This window comes from Paenibacillus sp. J31R98, assembly GCF_056269245.1.
In genome coordinates this window covers 251,940-273,723 of the sequence record NZ_JBWDNO010000009.1, presented here as the reverse complement: position 1 = coordinate 273,723, position 21,784 = coordinate 251,940, and the positions used below count along the sequence as shown (strand labels likewise).

14 protein-coding genes are annotated in these 21,784 nt (G+C 48.1%); 2 read left to right on the top strand and 12 right to left on the bottom strand.

Annotation, left to right across the window (positions count from 1 at the left end):
- The first annotated feature begins 194 nt into the window (after positions 1-194).
- Both AC0YNX_RS26810 and AC0YNX_RS26805 read left to right on the top strand, forming a co-directional pair.
- Positions 195-3,920, top strand: a complete 3,726-nt coding sequence (locus AC0YNX_RS26810) for a bifunctional 2',3'-cyclic-nucleotide 2'-phosphodiesterase/3'-nucleotidase (protein WP_475818757.1) — start codon at positions 195-197, stop codon at positions 3,918-3,920.
- 214 nt (positions 3,921-4,134) lie between these two features.
- On the top strand, positions 4,135-5,574 hold the full coding sequence (locus tag AC0YNX_RS26805) for an S-layer homology domain-containing protein (RefSeq protein ID WP_475818756.1): 1,440 nt from the start codon (positions 4,135-4,137) through the stop codon (positions 5,572-5,574).
- A 64-nt stretch (positions 5,575-5,638) separates the two neighbouring features.
- On the opposite strand, the gene AC0YNX_RS26800 is transcribed toward AC0YNX_RS26805, so the two are convergent.
- The 12 genes from AC0YNX_RS26800 to dnaI form a co-directional block, all read right to left on the bottom strand.
- Entirely contained in the window at positions 5,639-6,574 is a 936-nt protein-coding gene (locus AC0YNX_RS26800; RefSeq protein ID WP_475818755.1) for an aminoglycoside phosphotransferase/kinase family protein, read from the bottom strand.
- An 85-nt stretch (positions 6,575-6,659) separates the two neighbouring features.
- Positions 6,660-9,143 (bottom strand): alpha-mannosidase, encoded by a 2,484-nt coding sequence (locus AC0YNX_RS26795; RefSeq protein ID WP_475818754.1) that lies wholly within the window; start codon positions 9,141-9,143, stop codon positions 6,660-6,662.
- 28 nt (positions 9,144-9,171) lie between these two features.
- Entirely contained in the window at positions 9,172-10,041 is an 870-nt protein-coding gene (locus AC0YNX_RS26790; RefSeq protein WP_475818753.1) for a sugar phosphate isomerase/epimerase family protein, read from the bottom strand.
- Between the two features lie 27 nt (positions 10,042-10,068).
- Positions 10,069-10,905 (bottom strand): carbohydrate ABC transporter permease, encoded by an 837-nt coding sequence (locus AC0YNX_RS26785; RefSeq protein ID WP_475818752.1) that lies wholly within the window; start codon positions 10,903-10,905, stop codon positions 10,069-10,071.
- Positions 10,906-10,927: 22 nt separating this feature from the next.
- The gene (locus AC0YNX_RS26780) at positions 10,928-11,878 is read right to left on the bottom strand and encodes a carbohydrate ABC transporter permease (protein ID WP_475818751.1); all 951 of its coding nucleotides are present in this window, start codon (positions 11,876-11,878) and stop codon (positions 10,928-10,930) included.
- 99 nt (positions 11,879-11,977) lie between these two features.
- Positions 11,978-13,420: an ABC transporter substrate-binding protein gene (locus AC0YNX_RS26775; protein WP_475818750.1), complete on the bottom strand. Its 1,443-nt coding sequence runs from the start codon at positions 13,418-13,420 to the stop codon at positions 11,978-11,980.
- A 191-nt stretch (positions 13,421-13,611) separates the two neighbouring features.
- Positions 13,612-14,634 carry a phosphotransferase enzyme family protein gene (locus AC0YNX_RS26770; protein ID WP_475818749.1) on the bottom strand — a complete coding sequence of 341 codons (1,023 nt, stop codon included), beginning with the start codon at positions 14,632-14,634 and terminating at the stop codon, positions 13,612-13,614.
- Between the two features lie 94 nt (positions 14,635-14,728).
- Entirely contained in the window at positions 14,729-15,718 is a 990-nt protein-coding gene (locus AC0YNX_RS26765; protein WP_475818748.1) for a Gfo/Idh/MocA family protein, read from the bottom strand.
- Positions 15,719-15,739: 21 nt separating this feature from the next.
- Positions 15,740-17,089, bottom strand: coding sequence for an ABC transporter substrate-binding protein (locus AC0YNX_RS26760; protein ID WP_475818747.1), 1,350 nt, complete (start codon positions 17,087-17,089; stop codon positions 15,740-15,742).
- Positions 17,090-17,176: 87 nt separating this feature from the next.
- Positions 17,177-18,970 (bottom strand): sensor histidine kinase, encoded by a 1,794-nt coding sequence (locus tag AC0YNX_RS26755; RefSeq protein ID WP_475818746.1) that lies wholly within the window; start codon positions 18,968-18,970, stop codon positions 17,177-17,179.
- A gap of 27 nt (positions 18,971-18,997) precedes the next feature.
- Positions 18,998-20,620, bottom strand: coding sequence for a response regulator (locus AC0YNX_RS26750; RefSeq protein WP_475818745.1), 1,623 nt, complete (start codon positions 20,618-20,620; stop codon positions 18,998-19,000).
- A 188-nt stretch (positions 20,621-20,808) separates the two neighbouring features.
- Positions 20,809-21,762, bottom strand: a complete 954-nt coding sequence (gene dnaI, locus AC0YNX_RS26745; protein WP_475818787.1) for a primosomal protein DnaI — start codon at positions 21,760-21,762, stop codon at positions 20,809-20,811.
- Between the last annotated feature and the right edge of the window lie 22 nt (positions 21,763-21,784).

Genomic DNA, 21,784 nt, shown 5'->3' with positions numbered 1-21,784 from the left:
CCAATTGAAAGGAGTTTTACTAAAAAATGTATTCCGTTCGACAGAAATTATCGCGAGCAACCTTAGCCGCTTCCCTATTCTCTGGCCTACTGACATCCTCGTACATAACATCACCCGTTCATACACTAGCAGCCCCTAGTGTAGAGGAACGAGCTTTCATCATAACTAACGGAGTAGTCGATTCATCAGGCGGTGTGAACGTCAGCGTAGACATTAAGCCGACTTCGCTTGGGCATGCCGGGGCAGAAACCGTTATTTTCGAATTGTTTGATGGCACGACGCCTGTCGGAATCGCAGCTGTTACGAAGGATATTACCGGCAGCGAAAAAATGACCGCCCATTTTAATAAAAAAGGCAGCGGCCTCACAGTCAAAGTATTCGTCGTTGACTCCTACAGCGGATCGCTTGCTGAGGTCGGTAACAGTCTAGCTGATCCCGTTACAATCGGCAGCTCGACACTGAAGCTGCGCATTATGGAAACGACCGACATCCACACCAACTTCATGAACTACGATTACTACAAGGATGCTCCTGCCGAGAACGTTGGTCTTGTCAAAACTGCGACGCTCGTGAAGCAAGCTCGCGCTGAAGTGAAGAACTCTCTGCTTGTCGATAACGGCGATTTGCTGCAAGGGACTCCACTCGGCACATACATGGCGAAGGTTAATCCGCTTAAAGAAGGACAAGTTCACCCGGCTTATAAAGCGATGAATCTGATGGGCTATGATATCGCAACCTTCGGCAATCATGAATTCAATTATGGTCTGGATTATCTCGATGAAGCGATTGATGATGCCAAGTTCCCATATGTGAATGCCAACATCTATGTAGATGATCATGATTCGAATCCGGACAATGACGTCAATAAGTACAAGCCTTATCAAATCATAACGAAGCAAGTGAAGGACGAGAACGGCCAAACGCAAACGGTGAAAATCGGCTTCATCGGCTTTGTCCCTCCGCAAATCATGGATTGGGACAAAGGCAACCTGGACGGTAAAGTCATTACGAAGGATATCGTTGCCACAGCTGTGAAGTTCGTTCCGGTCATGCGTGCCGAAGGCGCAGACGTCGTCGTTGCCCTGACGCATTCCGGCTTCAACGGTGCCGCACAGGCAGGAGCAGGCGCAGAAGACGCGGTCTATCCGCTGAGCAAAGTGCCTGGAATCGATGCAATTACGTTCTCGCATACCCATAAGGTATTTCCTGCACCAAGCGTAAGCACGCTCGATCCGCTCTTTAAGGATGCGAATGGCAACCCGCTTCCAGGCGTTGATAATGCCCGCGGTACCATTAACGGAGTTGCGGCTGTACAAGCCGGCTTTGGGGGTGCCAATCTTGGCATCATCGATCTGACACTGAGCAAAACAAACGGCAAGTGGGCCGTTACAAACTCGCAATCTTCCAATAAATATATTTACGACAACATTGCCAAGAAGCCATTAGTCGACGCAGATCCTTCAGTTGTGAATGCGATCAAAACAGAGCATGCAGCGACTATCGCTTATGCGAACCAAGCAATCGGTCAAACGACAGCTCCGATCTACAGCTACTTTGCGCTTGTACAGGATGATCCGTCCGTACAAATCGTAACGAAAGCACAGGAATGGTATGTGAAGAATGCACTGGCGCTCAAGGACTCACCGGATAAAGATCTGCCGATCCTATCCGTTGGCGCACCATTCAAAGCAGGACGCAATGGCCCGACCGAGTACACGGATATCCCAGCAGGCGACTTGGCCATCAAGAGCGCAAGCGACCTGTATCTATATGACAACACTCTCAAGGCGATTAAAGTGAAAGGCTCTGTCGTCAAAGAGTGGTTGGAAATGTCCGCGGGCATGTTCAATCAGATCGATCCAGCCAAGACGGAGGAGCAGCCGCTGCTTAACTCCTCGTTCCCGGTTTATAACTTCGACGTCATCGACGGTGTGACGTATCAGGTTGATGTAACGAAACCAGCCAAGTATACGAAAGACGGTACGATCGCTAATGCATCCTCCAGCCGGATTATCAACTTGAACTATAAGGGCTCGCCGATTGATCCAAGCCAAGACTTTATCGTCGTCAGCAATAACTACCGGGTCAACGGGGGCGGCAACTTCCCTGGCGTGAAGGGATCAACGCTTGTGCTTGATTCGGCAGATGAGAACCGCCAAGTATTGATGGATTACATCTCTCAGTTGAGTACAATCAACCCGGCCGCGGATAACAACTGGTCGATTGCACCGATTAACGGCAACGCGCAAGTTACGTTCACCACTGCACCATCGGCAAAATCATATCTAAGCGCCAATCCGAAAATTACGTCGCTTGACCGTACGGATGAGAAAGGCTTTGGCATCTTTAAGCTGGATCTTCACGGAGATACGACTCCGCCAGACCCTGAGCCTACTGAGAATGTAAACGTACAGCTGCTCGGCATTAATGACTTCCATGGCCAACTGGACTACTCCACAGTAGCCGGAGGCAATGTCTTGGGCGGAGCTGCTTATTTGGCAGCGTATCTCAAGCAAGCGAAGTCAACAAATCCGGATAACACGCTTCTCGTGCATAACGGTGATGCGGTTGGCGCAAGCTCGCCTGTTTCTGCTCTCGAGCGTGACAAGCCGACACTCGACTTTTTGGACATGCTGGGCTTCAAGGTCGGCACACTCGGCAATCACGAGTTTGACCAAGGTGTTCCTGCACTAATGGCACAACTGAACGGGGGCAAGGACCCGATCAACACGGACATTACGTATTCGAAGACGAACATCGATTACATCAATGCCAATGTTATTGACAAAGCGACAGGCGAGCCTATTATCGCACCTTACGTTATTGAGGAAGTTGGCGGTGAAAAAATCGGTTTTGTCGGTGTCGTGACGATGCTTACCCCAAGTAAAGTTTCGCCGTCCGCATTGGAACCGGTCAACATCGTGGAGCAAGCACCGGTTGTAAACGCGGCTGTTGCCCAGCTGAAGGAACAAGGCGTGAAAGCGATCGTTGTGCTCGCACATGATCCTGCATCGCAGTCTGGCTCGATAATCACAGGAGAAGCTGCCGACCTCGCAAATGAGGTAGACGATGAGGTCGATGTCATCTTCGCTGGCGATAACCATGTCAAAGTGAACGGACTCGTAGACAACAAGCTTGTTTTCCAAGCTTACTCGTACGGTACTGCTTTTGCAGACGTGAATCTGGAGATCGATCCGACAACACACGATATCGTGAAGAAGGAAGCGACAATCGTTGATGTGAACAGAGCGGGCATTACCCCTGATCCGGAAATCGAAGCGTTTGTTCAAGCGGCTTTTGACAGACACCCTGAGCTTGCGCAGCCTGTCGGCCAGACAGACGCAATTATTCCGAAGGCGAATGCTTATACGCAAGAAATCCCTCTTGGCAGCTTGATCGCTGATGCCATGAAGGATGCCATGCAAGCTGACTTCGCTTTCATGAATCCAGGCGGCATTCGCGCTGATATCCCGAAAGGCAATGTTCTCTATGCCGATCTGTTTCGTATTCAACCGTTTGGCAACCAGCTTGTGAAAATGACACTGACAGGCGATCAAATCAAGACGCTGCTTCAGCAGCAATGGGGCGCTACACCGGACCTGACGAAGACCCTTCAAATTTCCGGCCTCAAATATACGGCTGACTTCAGTAAGCCGATTGCAGAGCGCGTCGTGTCCTTGACAAAGGAAGACGGCACGCCAATCTCCGATACGGAAGAGTACACAGCTGTCGTGAACAACTTCATGGCTGCTGGCGGCGACAACTATAAAGTTCTCATTCAAGGTACAAATCAAGTAGCCGGCAGTACGGACATCGATGCATTCTACAATTACGTACTGAAGACGTTTGACCGTGGCACGATTACAGCGACTACGTATGGACGTATTACGAACCTCAATCTTACGACCGTAACACCGTAACACCTAAATCAGGCTTACTTGGACTTTGACCTAGGCTCTAGACTATTCATCGGTCAAAGTCCAAGCTGCCTTCGCTGAAAGGAGCTTCAAGTTGAAGAGAATACAGAATAAATATAAAGCTCTGACAATGTCTCTTGTGATTACTTTGTCTACCCTCGGACTAGCTGCCCTTTCCACTCCGATAGCAAGCAGCCAAGTTTACGCCGATGCTCCTATGGGTACGACAATCAATGACGTATCCAACGCTCGCGCAGGTTCCTCTGTCACGATTAGCGGTACAACAAGCGAAACAGAAGTAGTTATTAAAGTATTGGATTCAGATGGAATTGTTCTATTCTTCGATATTGTCCAAGCATCTGCAGGGAGCTACTCCGATGTGTTCACATTGCCAAGAAGCTCTGATGTTGGCAGCCAATACAAAATTATCGCCGGATCGGGCAATAACGTAGCGGTAGAGACGTTCACGGTCAAATCAACCAGCAGCGGCGACGGCAGCCTTACTCCTTCGACACCCACTACGCCTACGGATGATGGCGGGGATGCTACAGTCGTTCATTTTGACGCAGCTGATGTCATTGTACCTGATTCCGGTGCAGCTACTCTAGATGCTTCCAAGGCCGATGCCGCTCAAGCGACACTTTCCCTGCCAGCATCGATCACGCAGTCGCTTAACGGTAAAAGTCTGCGAATTGCACTCCCGAACGGCGCTGTAACCCTTCCAAGCGGCGTACTGAGCTCGCTTGCCGCTTTAATAAGCGGATCAGATGCAAACGAGAACATCACGTTGCAATACAAGCGTCTGTCTCGTAGTGAGGTTAATTCTTATGTTGCATCGACAGCGGGGACTGGCCTTGCGCTACAAGGTGAAGTACTCGAGCTTGTGCTCGGCGTTCAGCATCAAGATGGCACGACTAGCAACCTAAGCACATTCACTGAGCCTGTTACGATCTCACTTAAGCTTTCCGATGGCGCTAATCCACGCCTATCTGGGATTTATTACATTTCGGATCAAGGAACCATTGAGTATGTCGGAGGCACTTTGCAAGGGAACACCATAACAGCTGCGGTCAGCCATTTCAGTGAATACGGCGTGTTCTCCTATTCGAAGAACTCTGCCGATGTACCTAGCTCGCACTGGGCATCCGATGTTATTGCAGAATTGACTGCGAAGCATATCGTTCAAGGGATGACGAGCACTACATTCCGTCCAAAAGCTGATGTAAGCCGCGCTGAGTTCGTTACTATGATCGTGCGAGCATTAGGTCTTAAAGCGAAAGCGGCTGCACCTTTCAGCGATGTGAAAGCCGGCTCATGGTATGCTGATGCTACAGCGGCTGCTTTCGAGAACGGCATTGTCACTGGAACTGGCAGCAACCTGTTCGAACCCCTAAAATCAATTACACGGGAAGAGATGGCCATGATCATCGCACGTGTATATGAGAATCAGAGCGAACATTCGGGCTCAGGCGGCACGCCATCCGACATACAATCGTATGAGGATACAAGCATGATTAGCAGCTGGGCTAAGGATGCGGTTCAAACCGTTGTACATGAGAAGCTTATGATAGGAAGTAACAACCACTTCTTCCCTCATAACCCTTCAACACGCGCTGAAGCTGCACAGGTGCTTTATAACTTACTGTTCAAAGCATAATGATAGTTGCTCAATGTTAACAAATGAAATAGGACCTCCATCGCTGGAGGTCCTTCCTCTATGTCTATCGAATATTCGCCATCCATTGATCGATCGTCTTCAATGCTGCTTCGTCGGTGACGAAGCAGGCGCGTGACGCAAGCCGAAGCTGTTGGAATAGCGGGATAGCAAGCTCTTCTTGCTGAGTCAGCGTGCTGACAGAGGTATAGCCTCGTACAAATTCACTTGTATATACCTTAATATCACTCGTATTCCCATGCAGCGTCCAGCAGCCGATGTCATCAGCGACACTGCCGTAACGAACGCCGCCCCAATCAACCATGCCTGTGATAACTCCATCTTCCACTAATAGCTCAGGACCATCGCCGCGGATCAGTTGCTTGCGTGGATCGGATTCGTCATACCAATCTCGTACAGCATGAATGGCTGAAGCGATCATTCGCCTTGTTGACTCCGGTTGTTCAGGCAATATCCCTTGCTCCATATATCCACTCAATACGTCTTCCGCTGTCCATCCTCCGGTAGTATCGGTATGCTGCAAGCTCACATGAATTCTCGCTAACAGTTCACCCAATATGAAGGGTTCAAATGCGTGCATGGACGCAGGGGTTCCATTCACATGACGCTGAACAGCCAATATCCATTCATCTGTGCCAATCGTGATCTTAGCACTGCATTCACCTGTTCGGCTAAGAATCGGAGATCCGGTTATGAGGCCCCCCGATGTTTCTACTGCCAGGCTCGCACGCAAACCTGCGTTGAAATGCTCGCTTTCATCGCGGGCTAATTTGACGATTGCCTCTTTAATCCGCCACACCCGCGAGGTCGTGCCTGCCGCAAGGATGTGCAATTCATCATGGATGCCCCACAAATCTATAAGTGCCGATCGTACCGCAGCCTCAGTTGCATGGTCTTCCGAAGGAATCGCACTTCCGCCAGTCGAATGACCAGTTGCGATTTCAGCCGTAATGTTTAGTGCTTCTTCTTGTTCTTCGCTCAAACTACGATCAGCTCCTATTGGCTTCTTTCCGCAGAACACAAAGAGCCCTGTATCTCATGACTTCATACAGGGCTCGATGCAGATGCTAGAATTCGATCAAATTATTCTCAAGAATCTCTTCGTTTGCGGATAGCGGTATACGGAATGTCTTAATCTCACAGGCTCCGAATTGCACATCCCACTTCCGTCCAAGCATCGGAATCTCGACCGAGGTCGTCGCTTCATTGCCTGAAGTTTCGTAACAACGGAGAATATAACCGTCTCCATCTTCCGCCTTCTTAAATGCGGTTGCGATAATGTGATCCGATGAAATCTCAATGCCTGCGAAGCTCTGCGGCAACGTACCTTCATGGTAAGTCTCCACGATCGACACAAGCGGTACATTGAGCTCATTGGCTTTCTTTGCAACCTGAGCGTCCTGCCAACCTCCGGCATGAGGAATCAGACTGTATTTGAACTCCTGAACGCCTTGATCCATAAACTCGCACCATTCGTCTCTAACGCCGTAGTGGTCTGCGAATATCGGACTGCGAACGACCGTCATTCTGAGATCGTTATCCAATACATCGAAGCTGTACTTACTGTCATTGAGAACCGACAGTCCATACGTTTGCGATGTTCCAGCTACCGATCCAGTCACGTCGATCCATTGCTGCCCTGGTTCTTCTTCGCCGTTAGTCGGACGTTCGATATGCCCGTATGGAATTTCATAGGTCGCCTTAGGCTGCTCAACGTTTACAGGGAAAGAGAGCTTCAACATCTTGTGCTCTTCACGCCAGTCCAACTTGACCGCAACCTCAATCTCGGGCCGGTCATGATAAACAATAAAATCTTGACGCAGTACAGAGCGATTATAGCGACTCGTCACGCGAAGCCTAGCACGGAGTGGACCTTTCTCCAAGAGCCGAATATCGGCATCAGAGAATTTCGCGATTTCATTCCGGAACTGGAAGATACCGTGACTCCACGTATCGCTGTCATGCTCATCGACAACGACAGGAACAGCTCCCTTACCAGTTAACACATCAAAGCCAGACCGTTTGTCAGTCAGTTTCTTGATGTAGCCAGTATGAGAATCCAATTCCAGCCTTATATAATCGTTCTCCAGCGCATGCTCTTCTGCATGCAGCACAAGATTGGAAGCTTCCGCTTCCTGCGGCTTATCCCTGTATAACCAGTAGACGCGATACCCGAGCGCAGGAATATCTCCCATGAACAAGGTGTCATACTTATCATCGGAGCCATTCGTTCTCGAGCCTCGCACTGTCTGAGTCAGTATCGGAGTTCCTTCTTCGTCCGTGACACCAGCAAGCTTCTTATTCACTTGAACAGGTGCTTTAACTGCCCAGGAATGCGGGTTGAACACGACCAGCGGAATGCCTTTGTCGTCTTGCTCCCACAATACCCAGTCTTTATCTTTGCTTAGCGGAGTAATGCCATCTTTCATCGTATCAATGGACCATGATATCTTCTGAACGGCTGCATTGAGTGATACCGCTGCAATCTGAAGCGACTCGCCGTAGGCTTCCCTTGCATCACGGTAAGCCTCCTTAATGCTGCAGCCTCCCATAATATCGTGGAAATGATTGAACATGACATTCTTCCAGCCTTGCTGCAGCTTCTTGTCTGGATAAGGCAGTGCGAGCAATTGATGAGCTATAGTCGAGAATTTCTCGGAGGTCAGCAACCGGTGCTCAGCGCGACGATTATCAGCTTTCGACTCGGAGTGCGTCGAATAGCATCCGCTCGCATGATGCTGCAGATCATCGTTGTGTACAGGGATCGAATCACTATACATTTCGCTCATCTCAGCAAAGTACCGATTAGGCGAGCTGAGGACAATTCGATCCTCCCCAAGCTCTTCCTGAAGCCGATGTACCGAATGCAGATTCGCAATCGTCGGTCCGCCGCCGTGGTTGCCTACGCCATAGAAATTCATATAACCTAAGCCATGCTCATCAGCTAATGCCGCTACTGCACGCGTCTTCTCAACTACGGCATCCCCCGTCTTCCACCAGTTACCGTAACTGAAAGGAATCCGGAACGTCATTACTTTGCTGCCGTCAGCGCTTTGCCACCAGAACAGATCGCTATTCATTTCCTTCTCATGCTGTCCTGGACGCATGAACACATAATAATCCATGCCGCTCTTCTTGAGAATTTGCGGCAGCATGCCATGGTGCCCGAACGAATCGACATTATAGCCGACATTGGCGGTTACACCGAATTTCTCCTTGAAATATCGCTGAGAATACAGGCTATGTCTCGCGAAGGATTCTCCAGACGGAAGATTGCAGTCGGGCTGGATCCACCAGCCCCCTACGATAACCCATCTTCCTTCCTTAACACGCTCCCGGATTTCCTCGAACATCTCTGGAGCATTCTCTTCCACCCATTCGTAATAAGCAGCACCGGCACAAGTGAAAATAAAATCGGGAAATTCCTTCATCCGGTCAAGCGCAGATCGGAATGTCGCCTTGATCTCCGCATAGCCTTCTTGCCACTGCCATAGCCATACTGGATCCAAATGCGCATTGCCGATCATATGAATGCGAGTCCGTTCAGACATGATCTATTTCCCACCTTCAATCAGCTTACTATTTGAAATAAAGAGCCAGATGCTCTTTCGCTTTAATAATGCCTTCTTGCTCCTTCTCGATCGTGCCCCAGAAGCGGTGATCCTCAAGCTCGATACCGATAGCTCCTTGATAGCCTAGGCGATCCAGTCTTACAGCTACTTTACTCCATTCCACGGCGCCATGACCTGGAATAGTGTAACGCCATGAGCCTTCCGAGAATCCGTATTTCGCGCCGAACGTTGCTTCAAGAACACCACATTCGTACAGCTCGTCAGTCAGAATCTCCGTATCTTTGCCATGGACGTGATTGACGCGCTCGCCGAACTCAGTCAGTGCGCGCAGATGATCAATACCGAGACGAACCATGTGAGATGGATCGTAGTTCAGGCCGAAATGTTTGGAAGGGATTGCTTCAAACATTGCGCGCCACATCTCCGGTGTACATCCGATCGTCGGATAGTGCGGAGCAGGACCTGGCCAGCCTTCAATTGCAACATAGATCCCTTCGCGTTCCGCGTGGCGGATAACGTCTGGGAAACTGTCTTTGAAGAGGTCGAAGCTCTCGCTCCGCTTCGTTGTATGATCCTCAGGCACAAGGCACATGAACATCACTTTACCGCCATTGGCAGCCATTTCTGTCATCTGCTGTTTAACCGCTACTGCTGCTGCTTCACGGCGAGCATCATCTTTGCTGAGCAATGCTCCTGTACCGTGAGCATCAACAGAGCCGATACCAAGTCCCGCAGCGTCGAGAATTTGTTTCACTTCCGAATTCAGACGAGGTACATCCAGCGTATCCAGTCCTACCGAAGCAGCCCATGCAGCCGTTTGTTCCAAGCCTGTCGCACCGATTTTCGGTGGAATACGTGTACCGATTTGCAATTTCATTCCATTACACTCCCTTGCAGGTACCTATTATTTAATACCTGTAAATGTGATACCGCGGATAAACGCCTTTTGTACCAAGAAGTAAAGAATCATAATTGGCAACGTAATCATAACAAGAGTAGCCATCATCAACTGCCACTCAGCACCGTGCTGAGATTTAAATGCCTGCATACCAAGCATGAGCGTATATTGGCTCTCGTCGGACAAGTAGATGAGCGGACCTTGATAGTCCTTCCAGCTGCCCATGAATTGGAACAAAGCAATTGTCAGCAAAGCAGGCTTACAAAGCGGAAGCATGATTTGCGAGTAAATACGCAGCTCAGACGCGCCGTCAATACGAGCAGCATCTTCCAGCTCCTTAGGCAAGCCCATGAAGAACTGGCGAAGAAGGAAAATATAGAACGGAGCACCGAATAACGCCGGAAGCCACAATGGAATGTTCGTACCTACCCAACCGATATTTTTGAACGTAATGAAGATTGGGATCATTGTTACTTGGTACGGCATCATCATAACGATCAGAGTTGCACCGAATAACGGCTTTGCCCCTTTCCAAGGAATACGGGCTAAGCTGTACGCAACGAGTGGACAAGATATCAATACCGCTACTGTCGCGAGACCTGAAATAAGAAGTGAATTCGATAAATATTTGAAGAACGGAATGTAATTAATAGCATCCGGATAATTTCTCCATACCATAGCACTTGGAATCCACTTCGGCGGCCACAGGAACAATTCAGCGTTCGATTTGAGCGATGTGGAAACCATCCATAGAAAAGGAGATAAGAAAAACGCGCCCATAACGATTAGAATGATATGAGCAAATCCCCTCTGAAAGATCGTAAGTCTGCTACTAGTCTCCATGAAGCCTTCTCCCTTCTATTCTCTACCTTTGATAGTGGACCCAACGTTTTTGCGTTGCGAAGATGACTGCTGTTAGTGCAACAACGATGATGAACAGAATCCATGCCATCGCTGAGGCATAACCCATCTTCAGGTAAGCGAATCCGTTCGTGTACAGATACATGACGTAGAACATCATGGAATTGGCTGGAGTTCCTTGTCCGTTCGTAAGCGTGTATGGCAGAACGAAGTTCTGCAACGCGCCGATCATACCCATAATCATGTTAAAGAAGATAACTGGCGTAAGGAGCGGCAAAGTAATCGTCTTCATACGCTGCCATGCATTGGCACCGTCCACTTGTGCGGCATCATAATAATCCTGCGGCACATCTTGCAAACCAGCCAAATATATAACGACCGCTTGCCCCGTGCCCCACAAACTCATGAGAATCAACGATGGCTTGGACCAAACTTCACTACCGATCCACGGCGGTCCAGAAATTCCAATTTTATCTAGCCAGAAGTTCACAAGCCCGAATTGCGGGTTGAGCAGCCACAGCCAGATGATAACTGTCGCTATTTCCGGAACTAAGCTAGGGATGAAGAACAGCGTTCTATAAATGCCTTGTCCTTTGATTTTCAAGTTCAGAAGCATAGCGAGTGCTACACCTTGCACGATGCTCAATGGCACAAAAATAAATGTGTAGTACAGCGTATTAGAAATACTCTTCCAGAAAACATCATCTTTGAACAAAGTCGAATAGTTCTCGAATCCAACAAACTTACCAGGCTCTAGGATGCTGTAATCGGTAAAGCTATAGTACGCTGATGCTAGCAATGGATAAACGTTAAAGAATAGCAAGCCCAGGATCCATGGTGATGCAAAAAGTAAACCGAACAACGCGAGTTTAGTCTCAAACTTGGTAGATTTCTTTCTCTTCGTCTGCACAAGTGCAGCCGTATTATCTTTAGTGGTAGTTCCGACTGTTGCCACTCCCATTACCTCCCTCTATCGGTTCAATTCTGTATAAAGAGAGAGAGGGCGGAATGTATCCGCCCAGCTCTCTAACTCCTTATTCATGCATGTTTAGGTTTAGCCGCCAAGCTTAGCGAGCTCTGCATCAACGTTCTTCTTAACTTCGTCAAGAAGTGCTTGTGCATCGCCTTTACCATGGATAGCCAAATCTTGTACGCGCATTGTTTCGTTCCATAGGAAGGAGCCTACTGGTGTAACCGGTCTTGTGAATGCTGTTGGCATCAGATCAAGGAATACTTTCAGGTTCGGATTGTCAGCGAGTTTAAGCTCTTCGTTGACAGCAGGCATTGCCGTGATGTCGTTACCTGCGTTAGCACGTTTAGCATAACCAAGCGTACCTTCTTTACCTGCAACATATTTCAAGAACTCCCATGCTTGTTTCTCGTGCTTGGAGCCTTTAGGAATTACGTACGACCAGCCGCCTGCCCATGTAACCGAAGGGTGACCTTCAGCTGCTGGCATTGGAGCTACGCCCCACTCGAAGTTTGGCTTGTATTTAGCCAAGTCGTTAAGTACCCAGTTACCGTCGAACGCGAAGCCGACTTTACCGGACCAGATAGGGTTCATACCTGTTTGACCCATTGCATCGGAGAAGCTAGTCAGGTTGGCAATGTCATACTTCTTCGCATAATCTGCCATCCATTGAAGAGCTTTAACGTTTTGCGGATCGTTAGGAGTCAGGTTGTGGTCAGCATCTTCCCACTTACCGCCCCAGTTCCAAGCTTGTGTATAGAAGAAGCCTTGGTTCATCCAAGGAATGAAGCCGATTTGATCATATTTGCCGTTTTTGCCTTTTTTGTAGATCTTCTCAGCCATTGCATCCAACTCTTCAAGCGTAGTTGGTGGCTTCTCAGGATCAAGTCCGGCTTGTTTCATCAAAGTTTTGTTATAGTACATAGCGCGGTTATCAGTACCCCACGGCAAGCCGTACACGCCGTCTTTGTAAACGACTTCAGCCCACAGACCTGGGTAGTAATCTTCTGGCTTAAGATCGCCATCAGCGTCCATATACGATTTAATATCCGCCAATGAGCCTTTTGCAGCCCATGAACCGATCAAGAAACGGTCGAACAATGCAACGTCAGGTGGGTTGCCACCTGCGATAGCAGTCAGCAATTTATCAGATGCTTGCGTTTGACCTGTCGTTTCTACGAAAGTCATCTTTACTTTAATGTTAGGATGCGATGCTTCGAACGGATCGACTACAGTCTTTTTGAAGTCTTTTTGGAAGTCGCCGCCCCACGGGAACCAGAAATCAATTGTTACTTTTTCATCAGAAGCTGCGTTGTTAGCAGCTGCTGTGTCGTCAGCCTTATTGTTTGTGGCTGCTGCGTTGTCTGCTTTCGCAGTGTTGTTTGCTGTGTTCCCATCGGTGGATGCTGTGTTGTTATTACCGCTACCGCAGCCTGCAAGTGTTAATGACAGTGCTGTAATTGCAGTTAATGACAATGCTACAAACTTTTTGTTTTTGTTCGTTGCCTGCACCTTTACATTCTCCATCTGGTAACCTCCCTATTTTTACTCGTTCCCGAGTACAACTTAATTGTATGCGTTTTCATTAATTCGCATAATGTGTTTACTTTTGCTTTTAGTGTGTTATTTTTTACTGTTTCTAGTAGATTGGTTACACCATTCGCCGCGCTTCTACAAAAAAAGAAATGATTCCATCTCGAATCATTTCCTGGCCCCGATTATATGACATCTCTAATGCCCTGGATGACGGGCTTGTCTGACAATAAGTGAAATAAATCGGCTTCAGTCAACCTCTGCAGCGTATTTGCCACATAGGAATTGTCCTTCTGCAAGATCTGCTCGGCTATGACATTCAGTATAAACAGCATCCTGAATGCTTCAATCGTAACCAAATCATAACGCGTCAGCTTACGTATGGAATGGTACCCGCGAATCAGCTGCTGCAAGACCGGAACCTCATCTCCACCCATATGCGCACTCATTTCTCCCAGATCATACAACAGATAACCATAGACGCACCGGCCAAAATCAATCGGAATGACATGCTCGCCATCAAACAACAGGTTGGCATCACGCAAATCCGTATGGACAATCCCCAGATAATAAGGAGCGTCTTTATCCATCTCGTCCATTCTTTGAATGATAAACGCTAGTGAACGGTTCACAATGTCAAATTGCGCAGGTGTAATTGTGCCTACGTCCAATCCAAGCCGAATGGTGTTGATAATCCGTTGTACTTGCGGCTGTTTATGGATCGGTCTACCGATATACATATCATTAAAATGCTGGTTAGAACATTGATGGATCTTAGCGGCGACAACGCCTGCCTGGTAGGCTTGCTGCAAGTACGCCTCTGATGTGTCTTTCTTCAGCTCTCGACCAGCGATGAATTTCCTCAGCATACATTGCGTCTTCGTACCTTCAGCGTGGATAGTGATTAACAATGCTCCATCTTTATTGGGAATTGGCGCTGGCGAGCGGAGCTCTGGATATGCCTTGCTTAATCGATGCAAGATGCTCGCTTCAGCTGAAATGGCTTCCTCGGTATAGTATTTCTCATTCTCTTTGTTTGAGGTGCTCTCTTCTTTATCTTGTTTCAAGTAAATATCAAATATATAGGCCTCATCATTGCTCGCACGCAGCTTATACACCATCTTGCCTGAATACGACAATAACGCCACTTCTTCAATATCTATTGCGTAATGGTCTCTTACTGCCTGAATGATTAGTGTCTCGTACATATATGCCCCCCTGCAATTAAGCGAAAAGGCTGCCGCAATACAAATTGCGGCAGCCTTTTCTGAACTCTATAGGTTTAATGATTCCTAATAAAAATTATAGACGGATAACTTGACTGCCGTTTGCAGCGCTCTTCCAAGCACCCTCTGTCAAACGTGCAATACGCAAGCCGCAGCTCGATGGCGCAGCCGCTTCGCTAACCTTGCCAAGGATCAGATCGACGAAGTCGATATTCGGATCGCTGGAAGCAGGCAATTCCTCGTTAATTTCAGTCAACTCACGTTGACCTTCCTTAGCGACCAGAATTTTACCATTACGGTACAATACGGATCCCTTGCTTCCATGAATGGAAAGGTCCTCTTGCCAGCCGATGCTTGCGCTTCCGACTACGTTGAAGGAAGCGATTGCTCCGCCATGGAAACGAACAGTTACGGACGAGTCGATATCAACCTCAGTTCCGCGGTTGTCAATCGTAGCAGTAACGGTCTCCGGCTCCAAGCCGCTTACCCACAGCACGACGTCGAGAAGGTGGCTGCCGGAATCGTTCAGTTGACCGCCACAGGATAGCGCGGGATTCTGTCTCCAAGTGCCCTTCGCTCCTGTAAGCCAAGCCTGAGCTTGATACGCATTTATGTAATTAATCGTACCGAGCTCGCCGCTTTGAATCAAATCACGGATATAGATAAACTGTCCCATGAGGTGACGCTGGTAAGCTACAGCGAGATGCTTGTTCACTTCTGCTGCACGTGCGATAATGCGCTCAGCGCTCTCGGAGCCGTCAACGAACGGTTTCTCCATCAACACATGCAAGCCGCCATCCAAGCATGCCATACCTTGCTCGAAATGCATGCTGTGCGGCGATACGATGATTGCTGCATCTGCGCCTGCTTTAGCGATAGCTTCTTTATAATCCGTATAAACAGCCACATCGCTCAGCTTAGGGAACCGTTCTTTCACTTGGTTTACTGCCCCTTCGGACGGATCTGCCAAAGCTACGATTTCAGCCTCAGGCACCTCCAAAAGCCTTCTGATATGCTCTCTTCCCATTCCGCCGACACCAATCATTAAGAAACGAATTTTCCCCATTGTACTTCCCTCCTGAGTAAGTTATTGCTTCAATTTAGCCAATTCGGCATTCACATTCTTCTTTAGCTGATCTATCAGTTCCTGGGGTTTACCTCTACCGTTAATGGCGAGATCCTGAATCCTGAACGTCTCGTTCCACAAGAAGGATCCGACCGGCGTAACAGGTCTCGTATATGCTTTGGTCATCTGATCCAAAAACACTTTAAGGTTCGGGTTCCCTTCCAGGTTCAGCTCCTTATTCACAGCAGGCATTGCGGTAATATCATTGCCATTCATCTCACGCTTCGCCCAGAGCAGCGTACCTTCCTTGCCTGCGACGAATTTAATGAATTCCCAAGCCTCTTTCTCATGCGCAGCGCCTTTCGGGATTACGAAAGACCAGCCTCCGGCCCAAGTTACAGGTTTCTTGCCGCTAGGAGCCGGCATTGGAGCGACGCCCCATTCAAACTCAGGCGAATATTTCTTGAGATCGTTCAAGAGCCAGTTTCCGTCATAAACAAAACCAATCTTGCCCGTCAAGAAAGCATTCATGCCAGTTTGTCCGATTTCATGGGAGAAGCTGTCCAAAGATTCAATATTATACGTCTTAGCATACCAAGCCATCCAATCCACGGCCTTCACGATTTGCGGGTCGTTAGGAACTAGCTCTCCATTCTTCTCCCAACTGCCGCCCCAGTTCCAGCCTTGCGTGTAAAGGAAGCCTTGATTCAACCAAGGGATAAAGCCGACCTGCTCGTACTTGCCGTTTAATCCCCGCTTGAACATCTTGGCTGACATGGCGTCAAGCTCTTCGATCGTAGCAGGGGGGACATCCGGATTAAGTCCAGCAGCTTTCATTAATGTCTTGTTGTAATACATTTCCCGGTTATCCGTGCCCCAAGGAAGGCCGTATACTTTGTTCTCGTACTGGGCTTCCTTCCAGATCGCATCATAATAGTCGCTAGGAGAAATTCTGGACGATTCAACATACCCGGTCAGGTCCGTTAATGCCCCCTTGACTGCCCATGAAGCGATTAGGAACCGGTCGAACAAAGCTACGTCGGGCGGGTTAGAGGCTGCTATTGCCGTAAGCAGCTTATCCTGTGCTTGCGTAGTACCCGTTGTCTCAACGAACGTCATATTGACTTTAATGTTCGGGAACTTCTTCTCGAACTCGTCAACGACATTCGATTTAAATTCCTTCTTGTATTCTCCACCCCAAGGGAACCAGAAGTCGATCGTTACGGGATTTGCGGGGGTATGCCCGCTGCCAGTAGCGGTATCTGATTTCGCTCCACCGGAAGATTGCAATACATTATCCGTACACCCGGCAATCAAAGGCCAAACTAGCAGGAAAACGAGAATAAAGCGAGAGCTTAACTTCACCTCCACACTATGGACCTCCCTCAATATTGTATACGTTTCCAACACCCCGAAAAAAGTGGCGGGTTTTGTGATTTAGTATCTTTTTTTGTTTTGTTAGTCGACAAGGGGGATAAACATACTGACGCAAGTCCCTACGCCAACTTCACTTTCGAGAGTAAGTCCGTATTCCGTTCCGTAAGTCAGTTTGATCTGCGCGTTAATATTCCGCAATGCGAAATTCTCACTAATATCGGTTTGTTCGAGAGTACTTCTAATCTGTTCCAGCTGATCCTCAGGTATTCCTACCCCGTTATCCCGTACGGTAAACAACAGGCCGGAATCTTGCTGTCTCCATGAAATATGAAGCTCTCCGGTTCCCGTCAAGTTCTCGATGCCGTGATAGATGGCATTCTCGACAAGCGGTTGGAACAGAAACTTTAACACTTTGTTATGCTTGACGGATGGGTCTACGACAACATCCACCGTAAACTTATCCTCGTATCTCGCCTTCTGAATGGATAAGTAGCTCTCTACCAAGTCAACGGCTTCATTCACCGTAACAAATTCTCTGCCGTCACTTAAGCTTAACCGCAGATACTTGGATAAACCGAAGATCATCGTGCTGATCGTATCAATCTTATAAATGCGAGAAATCCAGTGAATAGAATCGAGCGTATTATAAATAAAATGTGCGTTGATCTGAGAGGCAAGCATCTTCAATTGCGTTTCTTTCTTCAAGAGCCGTTGAACGTACAATTCATCAATCAGCTGCTTGATCCGGAACAGCATGACATTAAAGCTTTCGAACAAGATGCCGAATTCATCATTGCGGCTGCGAGGGATCTTAACATCGAAGTCTCCTTCCCGCGCCTTCTTCATGTAATACATCAGCGTGTAGACGGGCCGATGAACGAATCGTCCTGCAACAAAGGACAAGATGATGGCTACGACAACAAATCCGAGTGCAAGAAATACAGTAAATGTCTTGATCTGCTGCGTATCTTTGACGAGCTTATTCATCGGCACCATACCGACCAGCAGCCAATCTGATCCTTCCATCTCCCGATAGACGATCAGCTTATCCTCTCCCTGGATCCGAGCATTATATATGCCTTGAGCATTAAGAGGCAGTGACAGCTTCGATAACTCGTGCGGCAGCGTCGTTTCCGGATCTTGGGCGATGATTCTACCTGACCGGTTCATAATAAATGTGTTTCCGGATGTACTGAAATCGATTTCACGAAGTATCCTTTGAATCTCAGCCGGATTAATTTCGTACAGCAGAACCCCTATAATTTCTCCTCGACCTTGAAGGTTTTTAAGCGCTCTTCCGAAGGAATATACAGGCGTATTCTCATAATTCGGGCTGTTGATCGGCATGAAGGAGTATCCGATTCCGAACCGGACCACCTTCCCTTCAGCCTGAAGGATTCGCTTGCACCAATCCTTCTCGCACAAAGACGGATCTGCTTTGGGCAATACCGTAAACCCCGTAGAAGTTATGATGGAATAACGATATGAAGTGTCAAACTTGCCGATGATATTCATGCTAACCGTATCATTCTTGGAATTGACCAAGTTCGTAATGAAGTTGGAGATGGTCGTCGTATTCTTAACTCGTTCGTAATAATCGGAGAAGCCGCCGGTTATCCCCTTCTGCAAATCTTGATAACCGAGTATCATCTGTGAACGGTTATCATATTCATCCAAGATCATCTGTATACGCTTCTCCGCTTGTTCAATCGTCTGAAGCGCAATAGACCCCGCATTCTTCTGGATAACTGACGTTGATTTCGTAAAGGATAGAAAACCCATTACGGCAACAGTGAGAGACATGGAGACAAAGTAGAGCACAAACACTTTAAAGCCGATTGAATTCCAAAAAACTTCACGTTGCAAAAACCTCATGTTCGCTCAGCCCCATTGTTGATCTGGCTAGACACTATCCCGGTATTGCGTAGGCGTAAGCCCTACGATTTCTTTGAAGGTTTTGACGAAATGCCGGAAATCATTGTAGCCGACTTCATCAGAGATTTCGTAGATCTTCATTGTCGTACCTTTCAGAAGCTGCTTTGCTTTCGTAATTCGCAGTCCCGCTACATAACGAACGAACGTCTCTCCGACTTCCTCGTGAAACAGCCTGCTGAAATAGGAAGCGTTCACATAAAGGTGATTGGATACGTCCTGCAAAGTGAATTGCCGGGTGAAATGGTTGCCGATGTACTCTAGTCCCAATTCAACAATTCTGGAACGGCTTCCTGTCTCACGGATTCTCGAGCTCCACTTCATTAACTCTTCGACCAATTGACTGCTGAGGCTATCTAATTGGAAGCTGTTCGGAAGCAATTCCTTAAGCGCGCTTCGTTCGACGGTTTCCTCTTTATTGAGGCAGCCTTTCAGCTTGAAGAACAGATTCGCGAGCAATATTCTAAGGCCTTGAATAATATGCAGTGGCGCATATTTCGGAATAATCCCTTCAATATGCTGTTGCAGCTCCAATGCCGTTTGTTTTATTAATTGGTTGTCGCCTATTTTGATCGCATGCGTTACTCTATTCTCCCATTCCGGGCTAGGGACTACCGATGGAATATCATTATCGACTCGAAGCGGCGGAAGCTGCTCACTGTCATAGAGCTTGCCCATTCCCTTAAAGAACGAATAGCTGCATGCATAGACAGCATCTGTGTAAGCGCTTGGGAGTTTATCCCATCCCACATTCCGGCTGAGTCCAATGCTGGCGGTTACCTGCAATAATCGATTGCTCTCTTCCAGCACTTCCTCTAATACAGAGGGAACAATCGTCTTCTTGTCTGTGCCAGCCCCTTGCTCCGGTGAAAATACAAGCGCCGCATCCCCGTCTTCATCGCTTAGCTTGCAGAAGAAGGATTGATACCCCTTGCCCTTCAACAGCTCTTCTGCGATGTTCCCAATGGCGTAGAGCATCGAGCTTCTGCTGCTCCGTGCTTCGCCTTTATAGCCCCAATCATGTACGCGAACAACTGCAACTTGGATTTGTTCAGGATTCATAGAAAGCTTCAATGCGCGCCAGATATTCTCCGCATCGCGGATGTTTGGCGTGCTCTCGCCACGCAATAGCTGCTCCAGGTATCTCTGCCTCGCCAGTGGCATACTTTCACGAATTTGACCTTGCATTTCTTCGAGGATACTGGCTTGCTTGGAATCATTATCCAGATCCTCCACGCATTTATGAACAATCTCCAGCAGCTCGCGTTCCTCAACTGGCTTGAGCACATAGCCGTATGCTCCGCATCTGACTGCTTTCTGAGCGAATGAGAAATCGCTATAACCACTCATGATAATGACTTTCGTATTCAGCTTCTGTTTATTAATATGTTCAAGCAGGGTTAAGCCGTCCATGCCTGGCATCTTAATATCGGTAATGAGAATATCGGGTCTGCTTTTAGAAATCCATGTAAACGCTTCCTCACCGTTCTGCGCTTCGCCCCAGAGCTCAATACCGTGAGCTTGCCAATCAATGGTCTGTTTCAGCCCTTGCCGAACCCATTTCTCGTCGTCAACGATAAGCATTGAGTACATATACTGCGCCTCCTCTGGCCAATGAAAGGAACCGATCAATTAATCTATTGAATATATTATATTATATTATTTATCCCGTAAATGATTTGTAGAAAAATGCCACTCACACTAACGATTTCCTTTTCAAAAGAAATTCTATTTTTCTGTACGAAAAGCCGGAAGCTGCTGCTTCCGGCTCTCTAACTCATCTAACGACCGCGTTTATTATGACCGGTCACATGGACAAGCTCAACATAAGGACGAACGCGGTCCATAAGCCGCTGTCCCTTATGAAGCTCATCGCCATCCTTGTTCGTAAAGCTGAAATGCTGCTCCAGCGCATCGAGACCGTAGTTCGACGTATAGAACGTTGGCTTGCGGTTCATGCGATAATTCAGAATCGAACCGAGCACGTGATCACGCACCCATGGGTTCAAGTTCTCCGCACCGATATCATCGAAAATAAGCAGATCTGTCTCTTTCATCAGATCGACGGTTTCCTTCAGCTTGAGCGGCTCCATCATAAGCGACTTCAAGTCTTCAACGAACTCAGGCATATAAACAATCGCTCCGGTGAATCCAGCCTTCGCCAGCTCATGGAGCATGTAGCACATGAGGAATGTCTTGCCCGTACCGAACGAGCCCGTCATGAACAGGCCTTCATGCTGCAAGCCATTCTCCTTCGTAATGTTAATGTACCGCATCACTTGACCGACCGCTTTCATCCGCTCGACATCCTTGGATACAATTTCATCCGCGGAATAGCCTTGAGACAGAGCACGGTCATCGACATAGAAGCTGCGAATCCGGCTGCGAATCTTGCTCTCTCCTTGCCTTGCGATCAGCTTCTTGCAAGATACTTTGCGATCATTCAACTGAATAAGCGTACCATTGCGTTCACAGGACAGCTCTGTATAATGCCCTTCAAAATCATTCGGGCATGCGTCAAGACCAGGGCAGTTGGAGCAATTACGGTACTCCTGCGTACATTGATAGATCTTGTTCAAATTAAGCCGGATCGTGTCATCGTCCAGCTCCGGATATTTGTTGCGAAGCAGGCCGACCAGCGGGTCAGCCAGCAGCTCTTCCATCAGCTTATCGGCTTGACGCAGCGCATTGCTGCCGCCTGGCATTCGCTTTAACAGGTCGCCTAGCGATTCCATCGCCATGGTGCCTCACCTCTTG